We start from the raw sequence: 16,841 nt of genomic DNA, 5'->3' as shown, positions 1-16,841 counted from the left end.
AGAAATGGAAAGTGCATTTATTATAGAAAAGAGTGTTGTGATTGTAGTCGTTTTTGCGGTTACAATGATTATGGCAATGTATTCTACCTGGGCAGAACGTAAAGTTGCTGCTTTCTTGCAAGACCGTGTTGGGCCTAACCGTGCGGGATGGGGAGGTTTATTACAGCCACTTGCAGATGGTATGAAATTGTTCTCTAAGGAAGAGTTTTTTCCAAACACACCAAACAGATTTTTATTCGTAGTAGGACCTGCAATTGCAATGAGTACTGCTTTAATGACAAGTGCGGTAATTCCATGGGGAGATCGTTTACATCTTTTTGGAAGAGACATTATCCTTCAGGCTACAGACGTAAATATTGCTTTACTATACATTTTTGGAGTTCTTTCTGTTGGAGTTTACGGCATCATGATTGGTGGATGGGCTTCTAACAATAAATTCTCTTTGATGGGAGCTATTCGTGCCGCTTCTCAAATGGTTTCTTACGAAGTTGCAATGGGATTATCGATAATTGCTTTATTGATGATGACTGGAACAATGAGTTTAAAAGAAATCTCATTACAGCAGCAAGGAATGAACTGGAACGTTTTTTATCAGCCTTTATCATTCTTAATCTTCTTAATCTGTTCATTTGCAGAAACAAACAGAACTCCTTTCGATTTAGCTGAATGTGAAAACGAATTAATTGGAGGTTACCATACAGAATATTCATCCATGAAAATGGGATTCTATTTATTTGCTGAATATGCGAGTATGTTTATCTCTTCTACTATTATTTCTGTTTTATTCTTTGGCGGATACAACTACCCAGGAATGCAATGGATGGTAGAAAATGTAGGTGTAAATGTTGCTAACTTATTAGGAATTGCAGCATTGTTTGTAAAAATATGTTTCTTCATATTTTTCTACATGTGGGTACGTTGGACAATTCCAAGATTTAGATATGACCAATTAATGAATTTAGGATGGAGAATTTTAATTCCGCTTTCAATCATTAATATCATGATAACAGGTGTTGTTATTTTAAGACACGATATCTTAGCTGCTTTAGGATTCTAAGAATCTCAATGAGCTTCAAATAAAAAACAAAATAGATTTTGAATTTGATTGCTGTCAAATTGTAAATCATAAACTATAATAGTAAAAATGTCAATAGAAACTATATCATTATCGGGTAGAAAAAAGGTGGTGTCAAATAAAGACATGTCTTTTATTGAACGATTGTATCTTGTGGCGATTGTAAAAGGTCTGGTTATTACCGTAAAACACCTTTTTAGAAAAAAAGTTACGATTCATTATCCAGAGCAGGTTCGTGAAATGAGTCCAGTTTACCGTGGTCAGCACATGCTGAAACGCGACGAACAAGGTCGTGAGAACTGTACAGCTTGTGGATTATGCGCACTATCTTGCCCTGCAGAAGCGATTACTATGAAAGCTGCAGAACGCAAGGCTGATGAAAAACACTTGTACAGAGAAGAGAAATATGCAGAAATCTACGAAATTAATATGCTGCGTTGTATTTTCTGTGGTTTATGTGAAGAAGCTTGTCCAAAAGACGCTATTTACTTAACTGAATCTAAAGTTTTAGTTCCTGCTAGCTACAACAGAGAAGATTTCATTTTCGGGAAAGACAAATTAGTAATGCCTTTAGAAATGGCTTTGAAAAACGCTCAACTTAAAAACGCTAACTAAATGATACATATTCCTGATTTTGCACACGCAACAACTGTTCAAGTTATCTTTTGCTTTTTAGCGTTTATTACCGTTATTACTGCTTTCTTGACTATTTTCAGCAGAAACCCGATTCACAGTGCCATTTATTTGGTAATCTGTTTCTTCTCGATTGCTGGTCATTATTTGTTATTAAATTCTCAATTCTTAGCTGTTGTTCATATAATAGTCTACTCTGGAGCTATTATGATTCTGTTCCTGTTTACCATCATGTTGATGAACCTGAACGAACAACGGGAAGTTCACCGCCCTCGAATTACACGTTTAGGCGCTATTGTTTCTTTCTGTTTAATTTTGATTGTTTTGATTACAATCTTTATTAACTCGAAACCAATTGTAGGTGAATACGATTCTACTGGAGAAGATTTCCAATCAATTAAAGTTTTAGGTAAAATTTTATTGGACGAATATATGGTTCCTTTTGAATTTGCTTCGATCTTACTTTTGGTTGCTATGATTGGAACAGTTCTATTGTCTAAAAAAGAAAAATTAAATAAATAATGGGTAATATATTAAATCAAATAGGTATTGAAAACTACATCTTTTTGAGTGTTGTACTTTTCTGTATTGGTATTTTTGGTGTATTGTACAGACGAAATGCTATTATCGTTTTCATGTCTATCGAAATTATGTTGAATGCGGTAAACCTTTTATTTGTTGCTTTTTCAACTTATCATCAAGATGCGCAAGGACAAGTTTTTGTGTTCTTCTCGATGGCGGTTGCTGCAGCCGAAGTTGCGGTAGGATTGGCCATTTTAGTTTCTATCTTTAGAAATATCGGATCAATTAGTATCGATAATTTAAAAAATTTAAAAGGATAATCAGAAATGGATACCAATTTAGCTTTAATTTTAGTTTTAACTCCTTTACTAGGTTTTCTAGTAAATGTCTTTTTTGGAAAAAGCTTAGGGAAAACAGCTTCTGGTGCAATCGGAACTGTTGCCGTAGCAATTTCTTTTGTAGTTTCTCTTTTACTTTTTAATCAAATAACTTCAACTGGAAAAGGAATTCAGGTTACTTTATTTGATTGGATTCAAATTAGCAACTTAAAAATCAATCTTGGATTTTTATTAGATCAATTATCTGTTCTTTGGTTATTATTCGTAACTGGAATTGGATCTTTGATTCACTTATACTCTATCAGTTACATGCACGACGACGAAAATATGCACAAGTTTTTTGCGTATTTAAATCTGTTCGTATTCTTTATGATTACACTTGTAATTGGAAGCAATTTATTAGTTCTTTTCATCGGATGGGAAGGTGTTGGACTTTGTTCTTACCTATTAATTGGATTCTGGCATAAAAACCAAGATTACAATGATGCTGCGAAAAAAGCTTTCATCATGAACAGAATTGGAGATTTAGGTTTATTAATCGGAATGTTCATCATCGGATCGATGTTTTCAACTTTAGATTATGCAACTTTAAAAACTGCAATTACGGGAGCAACTAACTTAAATTTACCTTTACTTTCTTTAGCTGCTTTATGTTTATTTATTGGAGCTTGTGGTAAATCTGCTCAGATTCCTTTATACACTTGGTTACCTGATGCGATGGCTGGACCAACTCCAGTTTCTGCATTGATTCACGCGGCTACGATGGTAACTGCTGGTATCTTTATGGTAACAAGATTAAACTTTGTATTTGACTTAGCTCATGATGTACAAAATGTAATCGCAATTATTGGAGCTATTACTTCATTGGTTGCTGCTACAATTGGATTAGTACAGACTGATATCAAAAAAGTATTGGCTTACTCTACAGTTTCTCAATTAGGATTAATGTTCTTAGCATTAGGATTTGGAGCTTATGAAGTAGCTGTTTTTCACGTAATCACTCACGCTTTCTTTAAAGCTTGTTTATTCTTAGGTTCTGGATCTGTAATTCACGGATTACACGGAGAGCAAGATATGCGCAACATGGGAGGTTTGCGTAAAGCGATGCCAATTACATTTTGGACTATGTTAATTTCTTCATTAGCGATTTCTGGAGTTCCATTCTTCTCTGGATTCTTTTCTAAAGATGAAATTTTATTGACAGCTTTCCACCATAGTATTCCATTATATGTTGTTGGATCTGTTGCTTCAATCATGACAGCTTTCTATATGTTCCGTTTAATGTTCTTGACTTTCTTTAAAGAATTTAGAGGAACTGAAGAACAAAAACATCATTTACACGAAAGTGGTTCATTAATCACTATTCCACTTATCATTTTAGCTATTTTAGCGACTTTCGGTGGATTAATTAGTTTACCTGGAAACAGCTGGTTAAATCATTATTTAGCTCCACTTTTCACAAAAGTAGCAGGCGAAGAACACCATTTAGGAACAACTGAATATACTTTAATGGGTGTTGCTGTTCTTGGTGGATTATTAGGAATTTTAATTGCTTACATAAAATACTTTAAACAAGATAATTTTCCAGAATCTGATGAAAACATTACTGGTTTAAGCAAAGTTTTATACAACAAATATTATGTAGACGAAGTTTACGATGCTGTATTTGTTCAGCCAATTAATAGCTTATCTAAATTCTTTAGAGATTATATCGAAACTGGTTTATCTGCTCTTGTTTTCGGATTAGGTAAAGTGACAAACGAAATTGCTTTTCAAGGAAAGAGATTACAATCAGGAAGTATCGGATTATACCTATTTGTATTTGTTTTAGGAATGTGTGCCATTATTTCCTATATATTTTTAGCTCAATAATATTATAACTATGAACGTTTCTACTATATTAATTATACTCTTAATTGGTGCATTTGCCACTTATTTTTCTGGTGACAAACTAGCTTCAAAAGTTGCTTTGCTTTTCAGCCTAGCCGCTTTAGGATGTTCAATTGTATTATTGAATAATTATAATGCTGGTGAAAATATTAGCGTAATCAACAGCTGGATTACGCAACCTAAAATTTCTTTCGCTTTAAACGCTGACGGATTAGGATTGGCAATGGTTTTATTAACTGCAGCCCTTACTCCTATTATTATATTTTCTTCTTTTGGAAATGAATATAAAAATGCAAAAGCTTTCTACGGATTGATTCTTTTTATGGCATTTGCTATGACAGGAACTTTCTTAGCTTCTGACGGTCTTTTATATTATATTTTTTGGGAGCTTGCTCTTGTTCCGATTTACTTTATTGCTTTAATCTGGGGGAATGGCGATGCTGAAGAACGCAGAAAAGCAGTGGTTAAATTCTTTATTTACACGCTTGCTGGTTCATTATTCATGTTGACTGCTTTTATTTATTTATACACAAAAGCGGGATCTTTCTTAATTGAAGATTTATACAAATTAAATTTATCTGCTTTCGAGCAATTCTGGATTTTCTTGGCTTTCTTCTTAGCTTATGCTATTAAAATTCCGATTATTCCTTTTCATACTTGGCAGGCAAATGTATACCAAAAAGCACCAACAGTTGGAACAATGCTTTTATCTGGTATTATGCTAAAAATGGGACTTTACAGTGTTCTTAGATGGCAATTGCCACTTGCGCCAACAGCTGCAAAAGAATACATGTATATCTTTATTGCTTTAGGAATTGCAGGTGTAATTTACGGGTCGATTGTCGCTTTAAGACAAAAAGATCTTAAAAAATTATTAGCTTATTCTTCTCTTGCTCACGTTGGTTTAATCGCAGCGGCTTCTTATACTCTAACACTTGATGGTTTAAGAGGTGCGGTTTTACAAATGATTGCTCACGGTTTTGTGGTAGTTGGATTATTCTTTGCTGCCGAAGTTATTTTTAGAAGATACGAAACTAGAAATATTGCAGAAATGGGCGGTATCCGTGCTCAATCTCCAAAATTTACTTCAATGTTTTTAATCTTAGTATTAGCTTCTGTTGCATTACCGAGTACATTTAACTTTGTTGGTGAGTTTACCGTTTTATACAGCTTATCTCAAATTAATATCTGGTTTGCTATTTTAGGAGGAACGACTATTATTTTAGGAGCTTATTATATGTTGAGAATGTTCCAGCACGTAATGTTGGGTGAAACGAACTCAAAAGCTTTTGCAGATGTGACACTTAACGAAGGAATTTCTTTCGCAGTAATTATCGCTGTTTTATTGTTCTTCGGATTTTATCCAAAACCAATCACAGATTTGATTACACCAAGCTTGGAAACTATTTTACAAGTTATCAATAAGAACTAATATTTTAAACAAAAAATAAATTAGGATTACACTTAAAATTGAAATCCTAAATCAAAAAGATAAAAATGAATACATTAATAGCTATAACAGGATTGGGTATTTTCTGCCTATTGTTTGAAATTCTTAATTTAAGAAAAGCCATCGTTCCTTTTACCATCTTAGGTTTACTGGGAGTATTGGCCATAAATTTCTGCGAATTCGGAATGGAACAAAGTTATTACAACAATATGATTACAGTAAGTAAGTTCTCTACTTCTTTTTCATCATTGTTTATCGTTTTGACAATTTTCCTTGTAGCATTAAGTCATAATTTCTACCACAATCACCCAACTAAAATTTCAGACTATGTTGCCATTAAAGTTTTCTTATTGGCTGGAGCTGTAGCAATGGTTTCTTTTGGAAACTTAGCGATGTTCTTTTTAGGAATTGAAATTTTATCTATTGCATTGTATGTTTTAGCGGCAAGCGATCGTTTGAACATTAAGAGTAACGAAGCCGGTATGAAGTATTTCTTGATGGGATCTTTTGCCTCTGGAATTATCTTATTCGGTATTTGTTTGATTTACGGTGCAATGGGAAGTTTTGATATTAGCGAAATTCACGAAAGCGCACTTTCTGCAGAGTTGCCAATCTGGTTTCCAATCGGTATGATTTTAGTGGTTATCGGTATGTTATTTAAAGTAGCTGCTGTTCCTTTCCATTTCTGGGCTCCAGATGTTTACGAAGGTTCTCCTGCTTTAACAACAGCTTTAATGAGCACATTGGCAAAAGTAGTAGCAATTGCAACTTTATTTAAATTGGTTTCTGGTATGAACTTAATTGCTTCATTAGACAACCAAGATCTCTTACACACTTTTGAAGTTATTGTAGTTGTTCTTTCTATTGCTTCGATGTCTGTTGGTAATATCATGGCATTAAGACAAGTAAACGTAAAACGTATGCTTGCATTCTCTGGAATCTCTCATGCAGGTTTCATGTTAATGACATTATTAACGGTTTCAGCTTCTGCTGGAGTTTTATTATACTACACTGCTGCTTACGCATTATCAGGAATCGCTGCTTTCAGTGTCATTTTATATGTTTGCAGAGATCATGATAATGAAGATATTACCAATTTCCACGGTTTAGGAAAAACAAATCCGCTATTGGCTGCAATCCTTACAGGTTCATTATTGTCGATGGCTGGTATTCCGATTTTCTCTGGATTCTTTGCTAAGCTATTCTTATTCAACCAAACTATTCAAGCAGGATATATCGGTTTAGTAATTGTTGCTGTGATCAATTCTATTATTAGTGTTGGTTACTATTTCAAACTAATTTTGGCAATGTATTCTAAAGAACCAAATCAGGAAAGAACAGGAAGACCATTCCTTATTTATGCAACTGCAGTAATTTCAATTGCTTTAAATATTATTATTGGTTTATTTCCTTCATTAGTTTTAGACTTATTGAATTAAGATAAGAATACAATATATAGAAAAATCCATTCGTTACTGCGAATGGATTTTTTTGCTTTATAAAGAACAGAAATTCATGTTAAAAAATTCTCTTCTGAGATTGCACTTCAAAAAATCTCCATATATTTGAATTCAATTAAATGCATTAAATTATGAACTTTAATTCAAAAAATCCATTTTTAAACAGTAAGCGTTTTTCTAATGCTGACTCAAGAACAGAAGTACACCAAGCTCAGATTATTGATTATAATCAAGAAATGACGGTATCTGGAACAATCAACAAAACTGCAATCTTATTTCTTATTTTATGCGGTGCTGCTATGGTAACATGGTGGATGGCTTTTAACGGAATGAATCCTATGCTGCCTACAATTGGAGGTGCAATTATTGGTTTTATTTTAGTATTGGTTTCTTCATTTAAACCACAAGCTTCTCCTTACCTAGCTCCTGGATATGCTTTATTTGAAGGATTGTTTATTGGAGGTATTTCTGCGATATTTGAATTAAAATTTCCAGGAATTGTAATTAATGCCGTTGGTGCAACTCTAGTTACTTTTTTAGTTTGTCTTGGTTTATATAAATTTAGAATTGTGAAGGTTACAGAACAATTCAAATCTGTTGTCGTTGCAGCAACATTAGCGATTGCGACTTATTACTTAATCTCTTGGTTAGTCTCTCTATTTATTACTAGCTGGCAGCCTGTTCATTATGGAAATTCTATGATGAGTATCGGAATCAGTATTTTTGTAATTATTATTGCAGCTCTTAATTTATTCTTAGATTTTGATTTAATTGAAAAAGGTGCAAGAGAAAAAATGCCAAAATTCATGGAATGGTACGGAGCAATGGGATTAATGATCACATTGGTTTGGTTATACATTGAATTCTTAAGACTTTTATCTAAACTTTCTAGTAAAGACTAGTAATTCTTTAATATAAAATTTAAGCCCTTTTGAGTAAAATCAAAAGGGCTTTTTTATTTCAATAGAATAATTTATTAAATCAAATTTTAAGAATAATCTGTTCTCAGAAAACAAAAAAGAGTCTATTTCCTACAAAAAATACAATGTAATTTATTGTAACTAAAAAAATTATATCTTTTTTATATTTCTCTTCATTAAATTGAGAAATTTACAAAAAGCTAGTAAAATACGGCTTTTCTTATACAACTGATAATGTGTAATAAATTACAATTAGTGCAATTAATTACATTTTTAACAATTAAATAACTTTATATTTTAATTATATTCTTTTTTCAGATAAAAAAAATGCGATATTAAAAATTAATATATAATTTTGTGTAATCGATTACAATTAAACCACTTGCAGTCGAAAGTAAAAACCACTTACTTATTTTATTAACTATCTTAAACAAACACTATGAAAAAAAACCTACTTTTCGTAGCTGTCTTTCTTATGACAGCTCAGTTATGGGCCCAAACGATTAATGAAGCTTCTGGATGGCTGGAATCTGCTTTTATTAAATGGCAGCCAGTCAGCGGTGCCCAAACCTACAATGTTTACTACACTGGTAACGGATTTACAGACAAGAAAATAGATGACCAGCTTATTAGAAGTTACGGTTCTTATTTTCGTGCTGATATACCTGGGTTAAAAGCAGGATCTTATACTGTAAAAGTAAAGCCTGTAATCAATGGCAATGAAGGGACTGGAACCACAACAGGAAGCTTAACCGTAGCAGCACACGACAGAAATGGCTTTGCTTTTGAAGGTGGCCGTGTTCCTGGAGGATACAAAGCAGACGGAACTCCAAAAGATAATGCTGTAATTCTTTACATTACACAAAATACCAAAAACACCATTTCGATGAATATTACAGGGGCAAGTTCCAATCCTTGCATTGGTTTACAAAATATTTTGTATGCCATTAAAAAAGGAAAAGATACGCGTCCGTTTATTATTCGTTTGATTGGAAATATCACTGATATGACCGTTATGGAAGGCGGTGATGTTGTGATCGAAAACGCAAACAATGCTTCAAGTTATGTTACCTTTGAAGGTATTGGAGATGATGCCGTTGCAAATGGTTGGGGCATTAGATTGAAATCGGCTTCAAATATAGAAGTAAACAATCTTGGATTCATGAACTGTAACAGTACTGCAGGAGATAACGTAGGAATGCAGCAAAACAACGATCACGTTTGGGTTCATAACTGCGATTTATTTTATGGAAATGCGGGAAGCGACGCCGATCAAATAAAAGGCGACGGAGCATTAGACAATAAAACTTCGACTTATATCACATTGTCTTATAATCATTTTTGGGATAATGGAAAAGCAAGTCTTTTAGGTTTGAGCGAAGGAACAACTTCAGGATTGTACATCACATATCACCATAACTGGTTTGATCATTCTGATTCTCGTCATCCTCGCGTACGATATTATTCAGCACATATTTACAATAATTATTATGATGGAGTTTCTAAATATGGAGCAGGTTCAACTTTAGGATCTTCACTTTTTGTTGAAGGAAATTATTATAGAAATAGCAAACACCCAATGTTAACTTCACTACAAGGTACTGATATTTGGGACGAAGCGAATCAAGTGAATAATGCAGGAACAATGGGAACATTTTCTGGCGAGGCTGGTGGAAGCATCAAAGCTTTTAACAACACTTTTGACGCTTCTAACGGAACAAACAATATGCGTTTTGTAGCTTATAATGATCCAAATCCATTATACAATATTTCAGGAAAGATAAGCTCTACAACAGATTTTGATGCTTACGTAGCGACAACAAGAGGAGAAGTGGTAAGCAGTTCTGTAAAATCGAAATCAGGTGCAAATACATATAATAACTTTGATACAGATGCTAATTTATATGTGAAAAATTTAGTAATTGACAGTCCTGCTGCAGCAAAAACTAAAACTACTCAATATGCAGGACGTATTACTGGAGGAGATTTGAAATGGACTTTCAATAATGCAACAGACGACACTTCTTCTTTGGTTATTACAGCATTAAAATCAGCTCTTACTAACTATACAGGAACTCTAGTTGCTGTACAAGGCGAAGGAAATCCACCTTCAAGCAGACAAACTTTAACGCTGACATCTGCATCCAACAACAATCAAACTGTTGCAAGCGGAACTGCTATCTCTTCGATTGTATTTACATGGGGCGGTGACGCAACTGATGCAACTGTAACGGGATTACCAGCTTCTGGATTATCTTTTGTAAAAAATACTTCAGCAAAAACTATCACTATTTCGGGTACGCCAACTGCAACAGTTTCGTATTCCATTGCAACTTCTGGAACTAGTGGTTCCCCAGCCACTAGTTCAGGAACTGTAACCGTAACTGCTGCAGGAAACCAAACCTTAACTTCTACTGGCAACAATAGCCAAACTGTTTCTTCTGGAACTGCTATTGCTTCTATTGTATTTACTTGGGGCGGAAATGCTACCGATGCAACTGTTACAGGATTACCAGCTTCTGGATTATCTTTCGTAAAAAATACATCGGCAAAAACTATCACGATTACAGGAACTCCAACTGCAAATGTATCTTATTCTGTAACTACTTCTGGAAGTGCAGGAACTCCAGTAACTGCATCAGGAACAATAACCGTTACAACGGGTTCTACTGGCGGTTCTGAAAATCATAATTTTACAGCTTCTGGAAAAACAAGCACATTCTACTCTATTACAGGAAATATGAATTCGACTCCTGGTTCTGTAACTTATAATGGCTTAACGCTAACACAACGATTAAAAATTGAATCTAGTACCTCTATAACATACACAACAACAAGTGCATCTACTTTAACTTTGGTTTTCGATTCTAGTTTTACAGGAACTATTAAAGTAGATAATGTTTCTTATACAGCATCTGCCGGTATTGTAACGGCATCAATTGCGGCTGGTTCTCATACTATAACCAAAGGTTCAGTTGCTAATTTATTCTATATCAGCACGGTTTACAGCGGAACTACTTTAAGAATGGCAGTAGTAGACGAGAGCTCAACTATAGAATCAGCAAAAATAATTTTGTATCCGAATCCTGTTACAAGCACTTTATATTTATCAGATCCGGAACAAAAAGTGCAGAAAGTACTTATTTACAATATTTCTGGAAATCTAGTGGTTAATTCTGGTAATTCTCAAAGTATTGATACAAGCGGTTTAATTCCTGGAACTTATCTGGCAAAAATTTATACTGTCGACGGATCATTTAATCAAACTCTTATAAAAAAGTAAATCTAAACTTAACTTAAAAAGGCTTCCAAATTTGGAAGCCTTTCTTATTTCAGATATTTATATAATTACAAATCAAATTTAATTCCCTGCGCTAGCGGAAGATTTGTTGTATAATTAATTGTATTGGTTTGACGACGCATATAAATTTTCCAAGCATCAGAACCTGATTCGCGTCCTCCACCAGTTTCTTTTTCTCCTCCAAAAGCACCTCCAATTTCGGCTCCAGAAGTTCCGATATTTACGTTTGCAATTCCACAGTCAGAACCAGTTGCCGATAAAAATCTTTCGGCTTCACGCAGATTGTTCGTCATAATTGCTGAAGATAGTCCTTGCGCAACACCGTTTTGAATTTCGATGGCATTTTCTACTTCGCCAGCATATTTAATTAAATATAAAACGGGTGCAAATGTTTCGTGCTGTACAATTTCAAATGAATTTTCAGCTTCTGCAATAGCTGGTTTTACGTAACAGCCACTTTCATAACCTTGACCAGAAAGCACTCCGCCTTCTACTAGAATTTTTCCACCTTCAGTCACAACTTTATTCAAAGCTGCAGCATACATTTCAACAGCATGTGTGTCGATAAGCGGTCCAACATGATTATTTTCGTCAAGCGGATTTCCGATTCGAAGTTGCTTGTAAGCTGCAACCAAAGCGTCTTTTACTTTATCATAAATGCTTTCGTGAATAATCAGTCTTCGAGTTGAAGTACAACGCTGTCCAGCAGTTCCAACCGCTCCAAAAACAGCTCCAATAACCGTCATTTTTATATCTGCATCTGGAGTAACAATTATGGCATTATTTCCTCCTAATTCTAATAATGATTTACCTAGTCTTCCTGCAACAGTCTGCGCTACAATTTTCCCCATTCGGGTTGAACCCGTAGCAGAAATAAGTGGAATACGAGCATCTGCAGTCAACAACTCTCCTATTTTATAATCGCCATTTATTAAACACGAAATTCCTTCTGGAAGATTGTTTTCTTTAATAACCTGAGCGATAATATTTTGGCAGGCAATACCACAAAGAGGTGTTTTTTCAGAAGGTTTCCAAACACAGACATCACCAGCAATCCAAGCTAAAGCAGTGTTCCAAGACCAAACCGCAACTGGGAAATTGAATGCCGAAATAATTCCAACAATTCCTAATGGATGGTATTGCTCATACATGCGATGACCTGGTCTCTCAGAATGCATCGTTAATCCGTGAAGCTGACGAGATAAACCAACTGCGAAGTCACAGATATCAATCATTTCCTGAACTTCTCCAAAACCTTCTTGCAATGATTTCCCCATTTCGTAAGAAACCAATTTGCCTAGAGCTTCTTTATTTTGTCTCAATTTTTCTCCAAACTGACGTACAATTTCACCACGCTGCGGCGCCGGAATCAATCTAAAAGTCTTAAACGCTTCTGCCGCTGTTTGAATTGCTTTTTCATAATCTTCTGCAGTTGACATTTTTACCGAAGCAATTAATTTTCCGTCAACTGGCGAATAACTCTCTAAAATTTCTCCAGAAGAAAAATTGTTAGTTCCTGTTGATGTTCCTTCATTTATTGTCTTGATGCCCAATTTTTCAAGAGCTTCCTTCATTCCAAATTGCGATGCTATTGTTGTCATTGTAACTTTTTTGGTTAAAATTGTTATATTTTTATGTAAAGATATTCTTTTAGAATTAATTTCCGATTGAAGTTAATTCATAAATCAACGTAAATTTAAGTTTATTTTATAGTATTTACAGAAACGAAACCTCATAATTGGATTTATTTAATGAAATTTGCATTACTTAAAATTAAAAATATGACCCATTTCAGTAGGCTTCTTGTTTGCTTTCTTTTAGTTTCAGCTCCTATGTTTTCTCAAAAAGAAAATAGTTCTTTTTCTGTAGTTCCTTTGGGAGTAATGGGCGGTATTGACGAAAAAAATCTTTCCGCTTATTTAATCGCTCCTTCAAATACTAACGATTATATCTGTCTTGACGCCGGAACCGTAAATGCTGGAATTGAAAAAGCTATTGAAAAGAAAACTTTTAAAGTTTCTACAAGTGAAGTTTTACGCAAATACATTAAAGGATATTTGATTTCGCACGCACATTTGGATCACGTTTCTGGTTTAATTATCAATTCGCCTGCTGATTCTTCGAAAACCGTTTATGCAACAAATAAATGTATGGAAATGATGGAAAACCATTATTTTAACGATCAAACTTGGGCAAATTTTGGAGATGCGGGACCTGGTTTTCCTTTAAGAAAATACCATTTTCAAACTTTGAATTTAGGCGTAGAAACTCTATTAACGAATGCTAAAATGACGGTTAAGGCATTTCCGTTAAGTCATGTTAATCCGTTTGAAAGTACTGCTTTTTTAATTAGAAGCAATACTGATTATGCATTATATTTAGGAGACACGGGCCCTGACGAAGTCGAAAAAAGCAATAATCTTCGTGATCTATGGACAGCTGTTGCTCCATTGGTTAAGCAAAAACAATTGAAAGGCATTTTTATTGAAGTTTCTTTTCCAAATGAGCAACCGGACAAATTTTTATTTGGGCATTTAACTCCAAATTATTTAATGAAAGAACTTCATGTTCTAGAAGATTTGGCAGGAAAAGGTTCTTTGAAAAACTTCAAAATTATCATCACGCATTTAAAACCTCCTGCGAAGAATATTGTAAAAATTAAAGAGCAGTTAAAAAATCAAAATGATTTAGGAGTGCAGATTATTTATCCGGAACAGGGGAAAAAATTGGAGTTGTAAATTATTACGCCACAGATTTCACTGATTAAAGGATTAAAATTAATATTTTAATCCTTTCTTTTTAAAATTCCGTTTTTCTCTAATTCAATTAGCATTTCTTCATGAGTAATAAAATCGCCAGCTAAATACTCTTCTTTTGCTTGCTTGATATCAGCTTTTAATTCTAAAATAAATTTTTCTTCTTCGCTAAGTGAAGGTGAAACATTTAATTCTTTATCATTTTTCATATTTATATCTGTTTAACAATTCTAAAAAGTAGGTGTCATAGCCCTGATGGGAGCGGCATCCTTTTGTGGCGGGGTTCGCCACAAAAGATATAGCGGACAGCAGGAAATAGCTTCTAATCTTTATTATTTAATTATTTCTTCGCCACAAATCTCGGATCACTTTCCATAACAGTCCCGCAATTATCGCACGTTCTTAATTCTTCTGAATTGTAAAAATGCTCAAAGTGAGGAAGAAAATCTTTCTCTATATTATGAAGTTCAAAATACACTTCGTACAATTTATGATTGCAGTTGTCACAGTGCCAAAGCAAGCCATCAGTAAAACCTTGACCAGCGCGCTTTCTTTCAATTACAAGCCCAATAGAACCTTCTGAACGAACAGGAGAATGAGGCACTTTGGCTGGATGCAAATACATATCGCCCGCATTTAATTCCATTTCTTTACGCTGTCCATCTTCCTGAATCACTACTTTAATGTTTCCTTCGAGTTGATAAAAAAGCTCTTCTGTTTCGTTATAATGATAATCTTTTCTGGCATTTGGTCCAGCCACAATCATTACAATATAATCTCCAGAATCTACATACAGATTTTTATTTCCAACAGGCGGTTTCAGTAAATGACGATTTTCGTCAATCCATTGAGTCAGGTTAAAAGGTTTTGCTATAGCCATTTTGTAAATACTAAATTATGAAAAGCTAAAGTTAGTAAATTTGTAAAGACGCACTGCAGTGCGTCTTTAGATTCCGAATAAACATTTAAAAACCATAATCGAAAAAGATTACTCTGATCATTATGCTGCTTATAAAGCCGTTGCAAAAGAAGTTTTGAAGAAAATAAAATGAGTTTTTTTGCCACAGATTAAATGAATTAAAATGATTTTTTTAGTTTGCCACGAATTTCACTAATTACACTAATTCATTCTGGCTGAAAAAATCCTAAAAATCTTTTTAATCTGTGGCTGAAAAAATTCGAGCAATTCGTGTAATTCGTGGCAGAAAAATTTTTAGGGTTTTAAAACGAGATGTTAGACGCACTACGGTGCGTCTCTACTTTGCAACTTCTTTTATCAAATAAATATAAACGGGAAAGTGATCACTAAATCCTGCTTCTGACAAGGAATTTCGTAGCGGATAACCTTTATATTGTCCCGAATTCTGAATAAGATAAGGTTTGCTGAAAATACCGGCTTTCCAAAAATTATAAGTCGAAAAATCAGATTCGATTAAGGATTTTGTCATGATAATTTGATCAAAAATATTCCAAGAATCACGATAAGCAATCGTTCCTAATCCTTTATTTTGAAGTTCTTCAAATGGATTAAAAACTCCAAATTCTCCTACTTCAGTTTTTACACCTTTTGCTCCTAATCCAAACTTTATACTATTGTTTAATGGTCCATCATTAAAATCTCCCATTGTCAATATTTTGGCTTGCGGATTAATCTGTTGTAGAGAGTCGATAATTTTTCGGTTCAATTTTCCTGCTGCTTCACGAAACTGACTTGTTGCTTTTTCCCCGCCCGATCTCGACGGCCAGTGATTGACAATGATATGTATTTCTTCATCTTCCAAAAATCCTGAAACCAAAAGCTGATCTCTCGTAAAAACACGATTTTTATTTTCCCTTTTAACCTCAATTTCATCATCTAAAACTTCAATCTGTTCTTCTCTTTTAGGAATTTCTTTTTTATAAATAATTAATGGAATATTCGAATAAGAAGTCGGCCGGAAATACTTTTTCTGATAAAGCAAAGCCACATCGATACCTCGTTTGTCTGGCGAATCGAAATGAATAATTCCTAAATCCAGTGGCAAGAGTTTCGGCTCTTTTATTAAATCTTCTAAAACATTGCGATTTTCTATTTCTGCTCCTCCAATTAAAGTTGGCGAATTTAAATTTTCTGGTGTTCCAATTTCAGAAATCACTTTCGCTAGGTTTTTCAATTTCTGCTGATATTTTTCTTTTGTCCAGTGCTGCGCTCCGTTTGGAGTCCATTCATCATCGTTTGTAAAAATGTCATCTTCAGTATCGTAAAGATTTTCGAAATTGTAAAAAGCAACGGTATGTATTTTATACTTTTTGGATTGCGATTGCGTTTGAAATGAAAAAAGAATTAGTAATAAAAAATAGCTTCTAAAAAAGTGCATATATTTAGTATTTAAAAAACATTCAATATTACTCTTTTTTAATTAATTGTAAGAAAATTCAAATATATTTAAAATCTAAAATTTCTATATTTGTTTTTTCATATAAATGAAAGAAGCAAATGATGACCATGAAAAACCT

The 16,841-nt window shown here is 33.9% G+C and carries 14 protein-coding genes; 10 read left to right on the top strand and 4 right to left on the bottom strand.

Translation table 11 applies throughout. From position 1 onward, the window contains the following. Positions 1-4: 4 nt before the first annotated feature. From nuoH to EG814_RS03245, 9 genes are all read left to right on the top strand, one after another. Positions 5-1,057, top strand: coding sequence for an NADH-quinone oxidoreductase subunit NuoH (gene nuoH, locus EG814_RS03285; RefSeq protein WP_125718844.1), 1,053 nt, complete (start codon positions 5-7; stop codon positions 1,055-1,057). 87 nt (positions 1,058-1,144) lie between these two features. Beyond that, positions 1,145-1,690, top strand: a complete 546-nt coding sequence (locus tag EG814_RS03280; RefSeq protein ID WP_125718842.1) for a NuoI/complex I 23 kDa subunit family protein — start codon at positions 1,145-1,147, stop codon at positions 1,688-1,690. Then, positions 1,691-2,230, top strand: coding sequence for an NADH-quinone oxidoreductase subunit J family protein (locus tag EG814_RS03275; protein ID WP_125718840.1), 540 nt, complete (start codon positions 1,691-1,693; stop codon positions 2,228-2,230). Next, positions 2,230-2,550, top strand: a complete 321-nt coding sequence (gene nuoK / locus EG814_RS03270; RefSeq protein ID WP_008466103.1) for an NADH-quinone oxidoreductase subunit NuoK — start codon at positions 2,230-2,232, stop codon at positions 2,548-2,550. Before EG814_RS03275 ends, nuoK begins: the two co-directional genes overlap by 1 nt. Before the next feature lie 6 nt (positions 2,551-2,556). Next, positions 2,557-4,440, top strand: a complete 1,884-nt coding sequence (gene nuoL / locus EG814_RS03265) for an NADH-quinone oxidoreductase subunit L (protein ID WP_125718838.1) — start codon at positions 2,557-2,559, stop codon at positions 4,438-4,440. Positions 4,441-4,450: 10 nt separating this feature from the next. Further along, positions 4,451-5,890: a complex I subunit 4 family protein gene (locus tag EG814_RS03260; protein WP_125718836.1), complete on the top strand. Its 1,440-nt coding sequence runs from the start codon at positions 4,451-4,453 to the stop codon at positions 5,888-5,890. A gap of 65 nt (positions 5,891-5,955) precedes the next feature. Next, a complete protein-coding gene (locus tag EG814_RS03255) occupies positions 5,956-7,347 on the top strand; it encodes an NADH-quinone oxidoreductase subunit N (protein ID WP_125718834.1) in 1,392 nt (463 codons plus the stop codon). Between the two features lie 152 nt (positions 7,348-7,499). After that, complete coding sequence (locus EG814_RS03250; protein ID WP_125718832.1) at positions 7,500-8,270, top strand: Bax inhibitor-1/YccA family protein; 771 nt, start codon at positions 7,500-7,502, stop codon at positions 8,268-8,270. Between the two features lie 457 nt (positions 8,271-8,727). Next, a complete protein-coding gene (locus EG814_RS03245; RefSeq protein WP_125718830.1) occupies positions 8,728-11,571 on the top strand; it encodes a pectate lyase family protein in 2,844 nt (947 codons plus the stop codon). 65 nt (positions 11,572-11,636) lie between these two features. On the opposite strand, the gene amaB is transcribed toward EG814_RS03245, so the two are convergent. Continuing rightward, a complete protein-coding gene (amaB, locus tag EG814_RS03240; RefSeq protein WP_125718828.1) occupies positions 11,637-13,190 on the bottom strand; it encodes an L-piperidine-6-carboxylate dehydrogenase in 1,554 nt (517 codons plus the stop codon). Positions 13,191-13,370: 180 nt separating this feature from the next. On the opposite strand from amaB, the gene EG814_RS03235 reads away from it, so the two are divergent. Further along, positions 13,371-14,327, top strand: a complete 957-nt coding sequence (locus tag EG814_RS03235; protein ID WP_125718826.1) for an MBL fold metallo-hydrolase — start codon at positions 13,371-13,373, stop codon at positions 14,325-14,327. A 47-nt stretch (positions 14,328-14,374) separates the two neighbouring features. Here the strand turns inward: EG814_RS03235 and EG814_RS03230 are convergent, their stop codons facing one another. The 3 genes from EG814_RS03230 to EG814_RS03220 form a co-directional block, all read right to left on the bottom strand. After that, complete coding sequence (locus EG814_RS03230; RefSeq protein WP_125718824.1) at positions 14,375-14,554, bottom strand: hypothetical protein; 180 nt, start codon at positions 14,552-14,554, stop codon at positions 14,375-14,377. Positions 14,555-14,685: 131 nt separating this feature from the next. Then, the gene (locus tag EG814_RS03225; RefSeq protein WP_125718822.1) at positions 14,686-15,225 is read right to left on the bottom strand and encodes a 3-hydroxyanthranilate 3,4-dioxygenase; all 540 of its coding nucleotides are present in this window, start codon (positions 15,223-15,225) and stop codon (positions 14,686-14,688) included. 376 nt (positions 15,226-15,601) lie between these two features. Next, positions 15,602-16,702 carry an endonuclease/exonuclease/phosphatase family protein gene (locus EG814_RS03220; RefSeq protein ID WP_125718820.1) on the bottom strand — a complete coding sequence of 367 codons (1,101 nt, stop codon included), beginning with the start codon at positions 16,700-16,702 and terminating at the stop codon, positions 15,602-15,604. Between the last annotated feature and the right edge of the window lie 139 nt (positions 16,703-16,841).

Origin of the sequence: Flavobacterium ustbae, from assembly GCF_003946915.1 — a bacterium.
Classification (GTDB): Bacteria; Bacteroidota; Bacteroidia; order Flavobacteriales; family Flavobacteriaceae; genus Flavobacterium; species Flavobacterium ustbae.
Note: the sequence above shows the minus strand (reverse complement) of the source record. Positions and strands in the feature narration are given on the sequence as shown.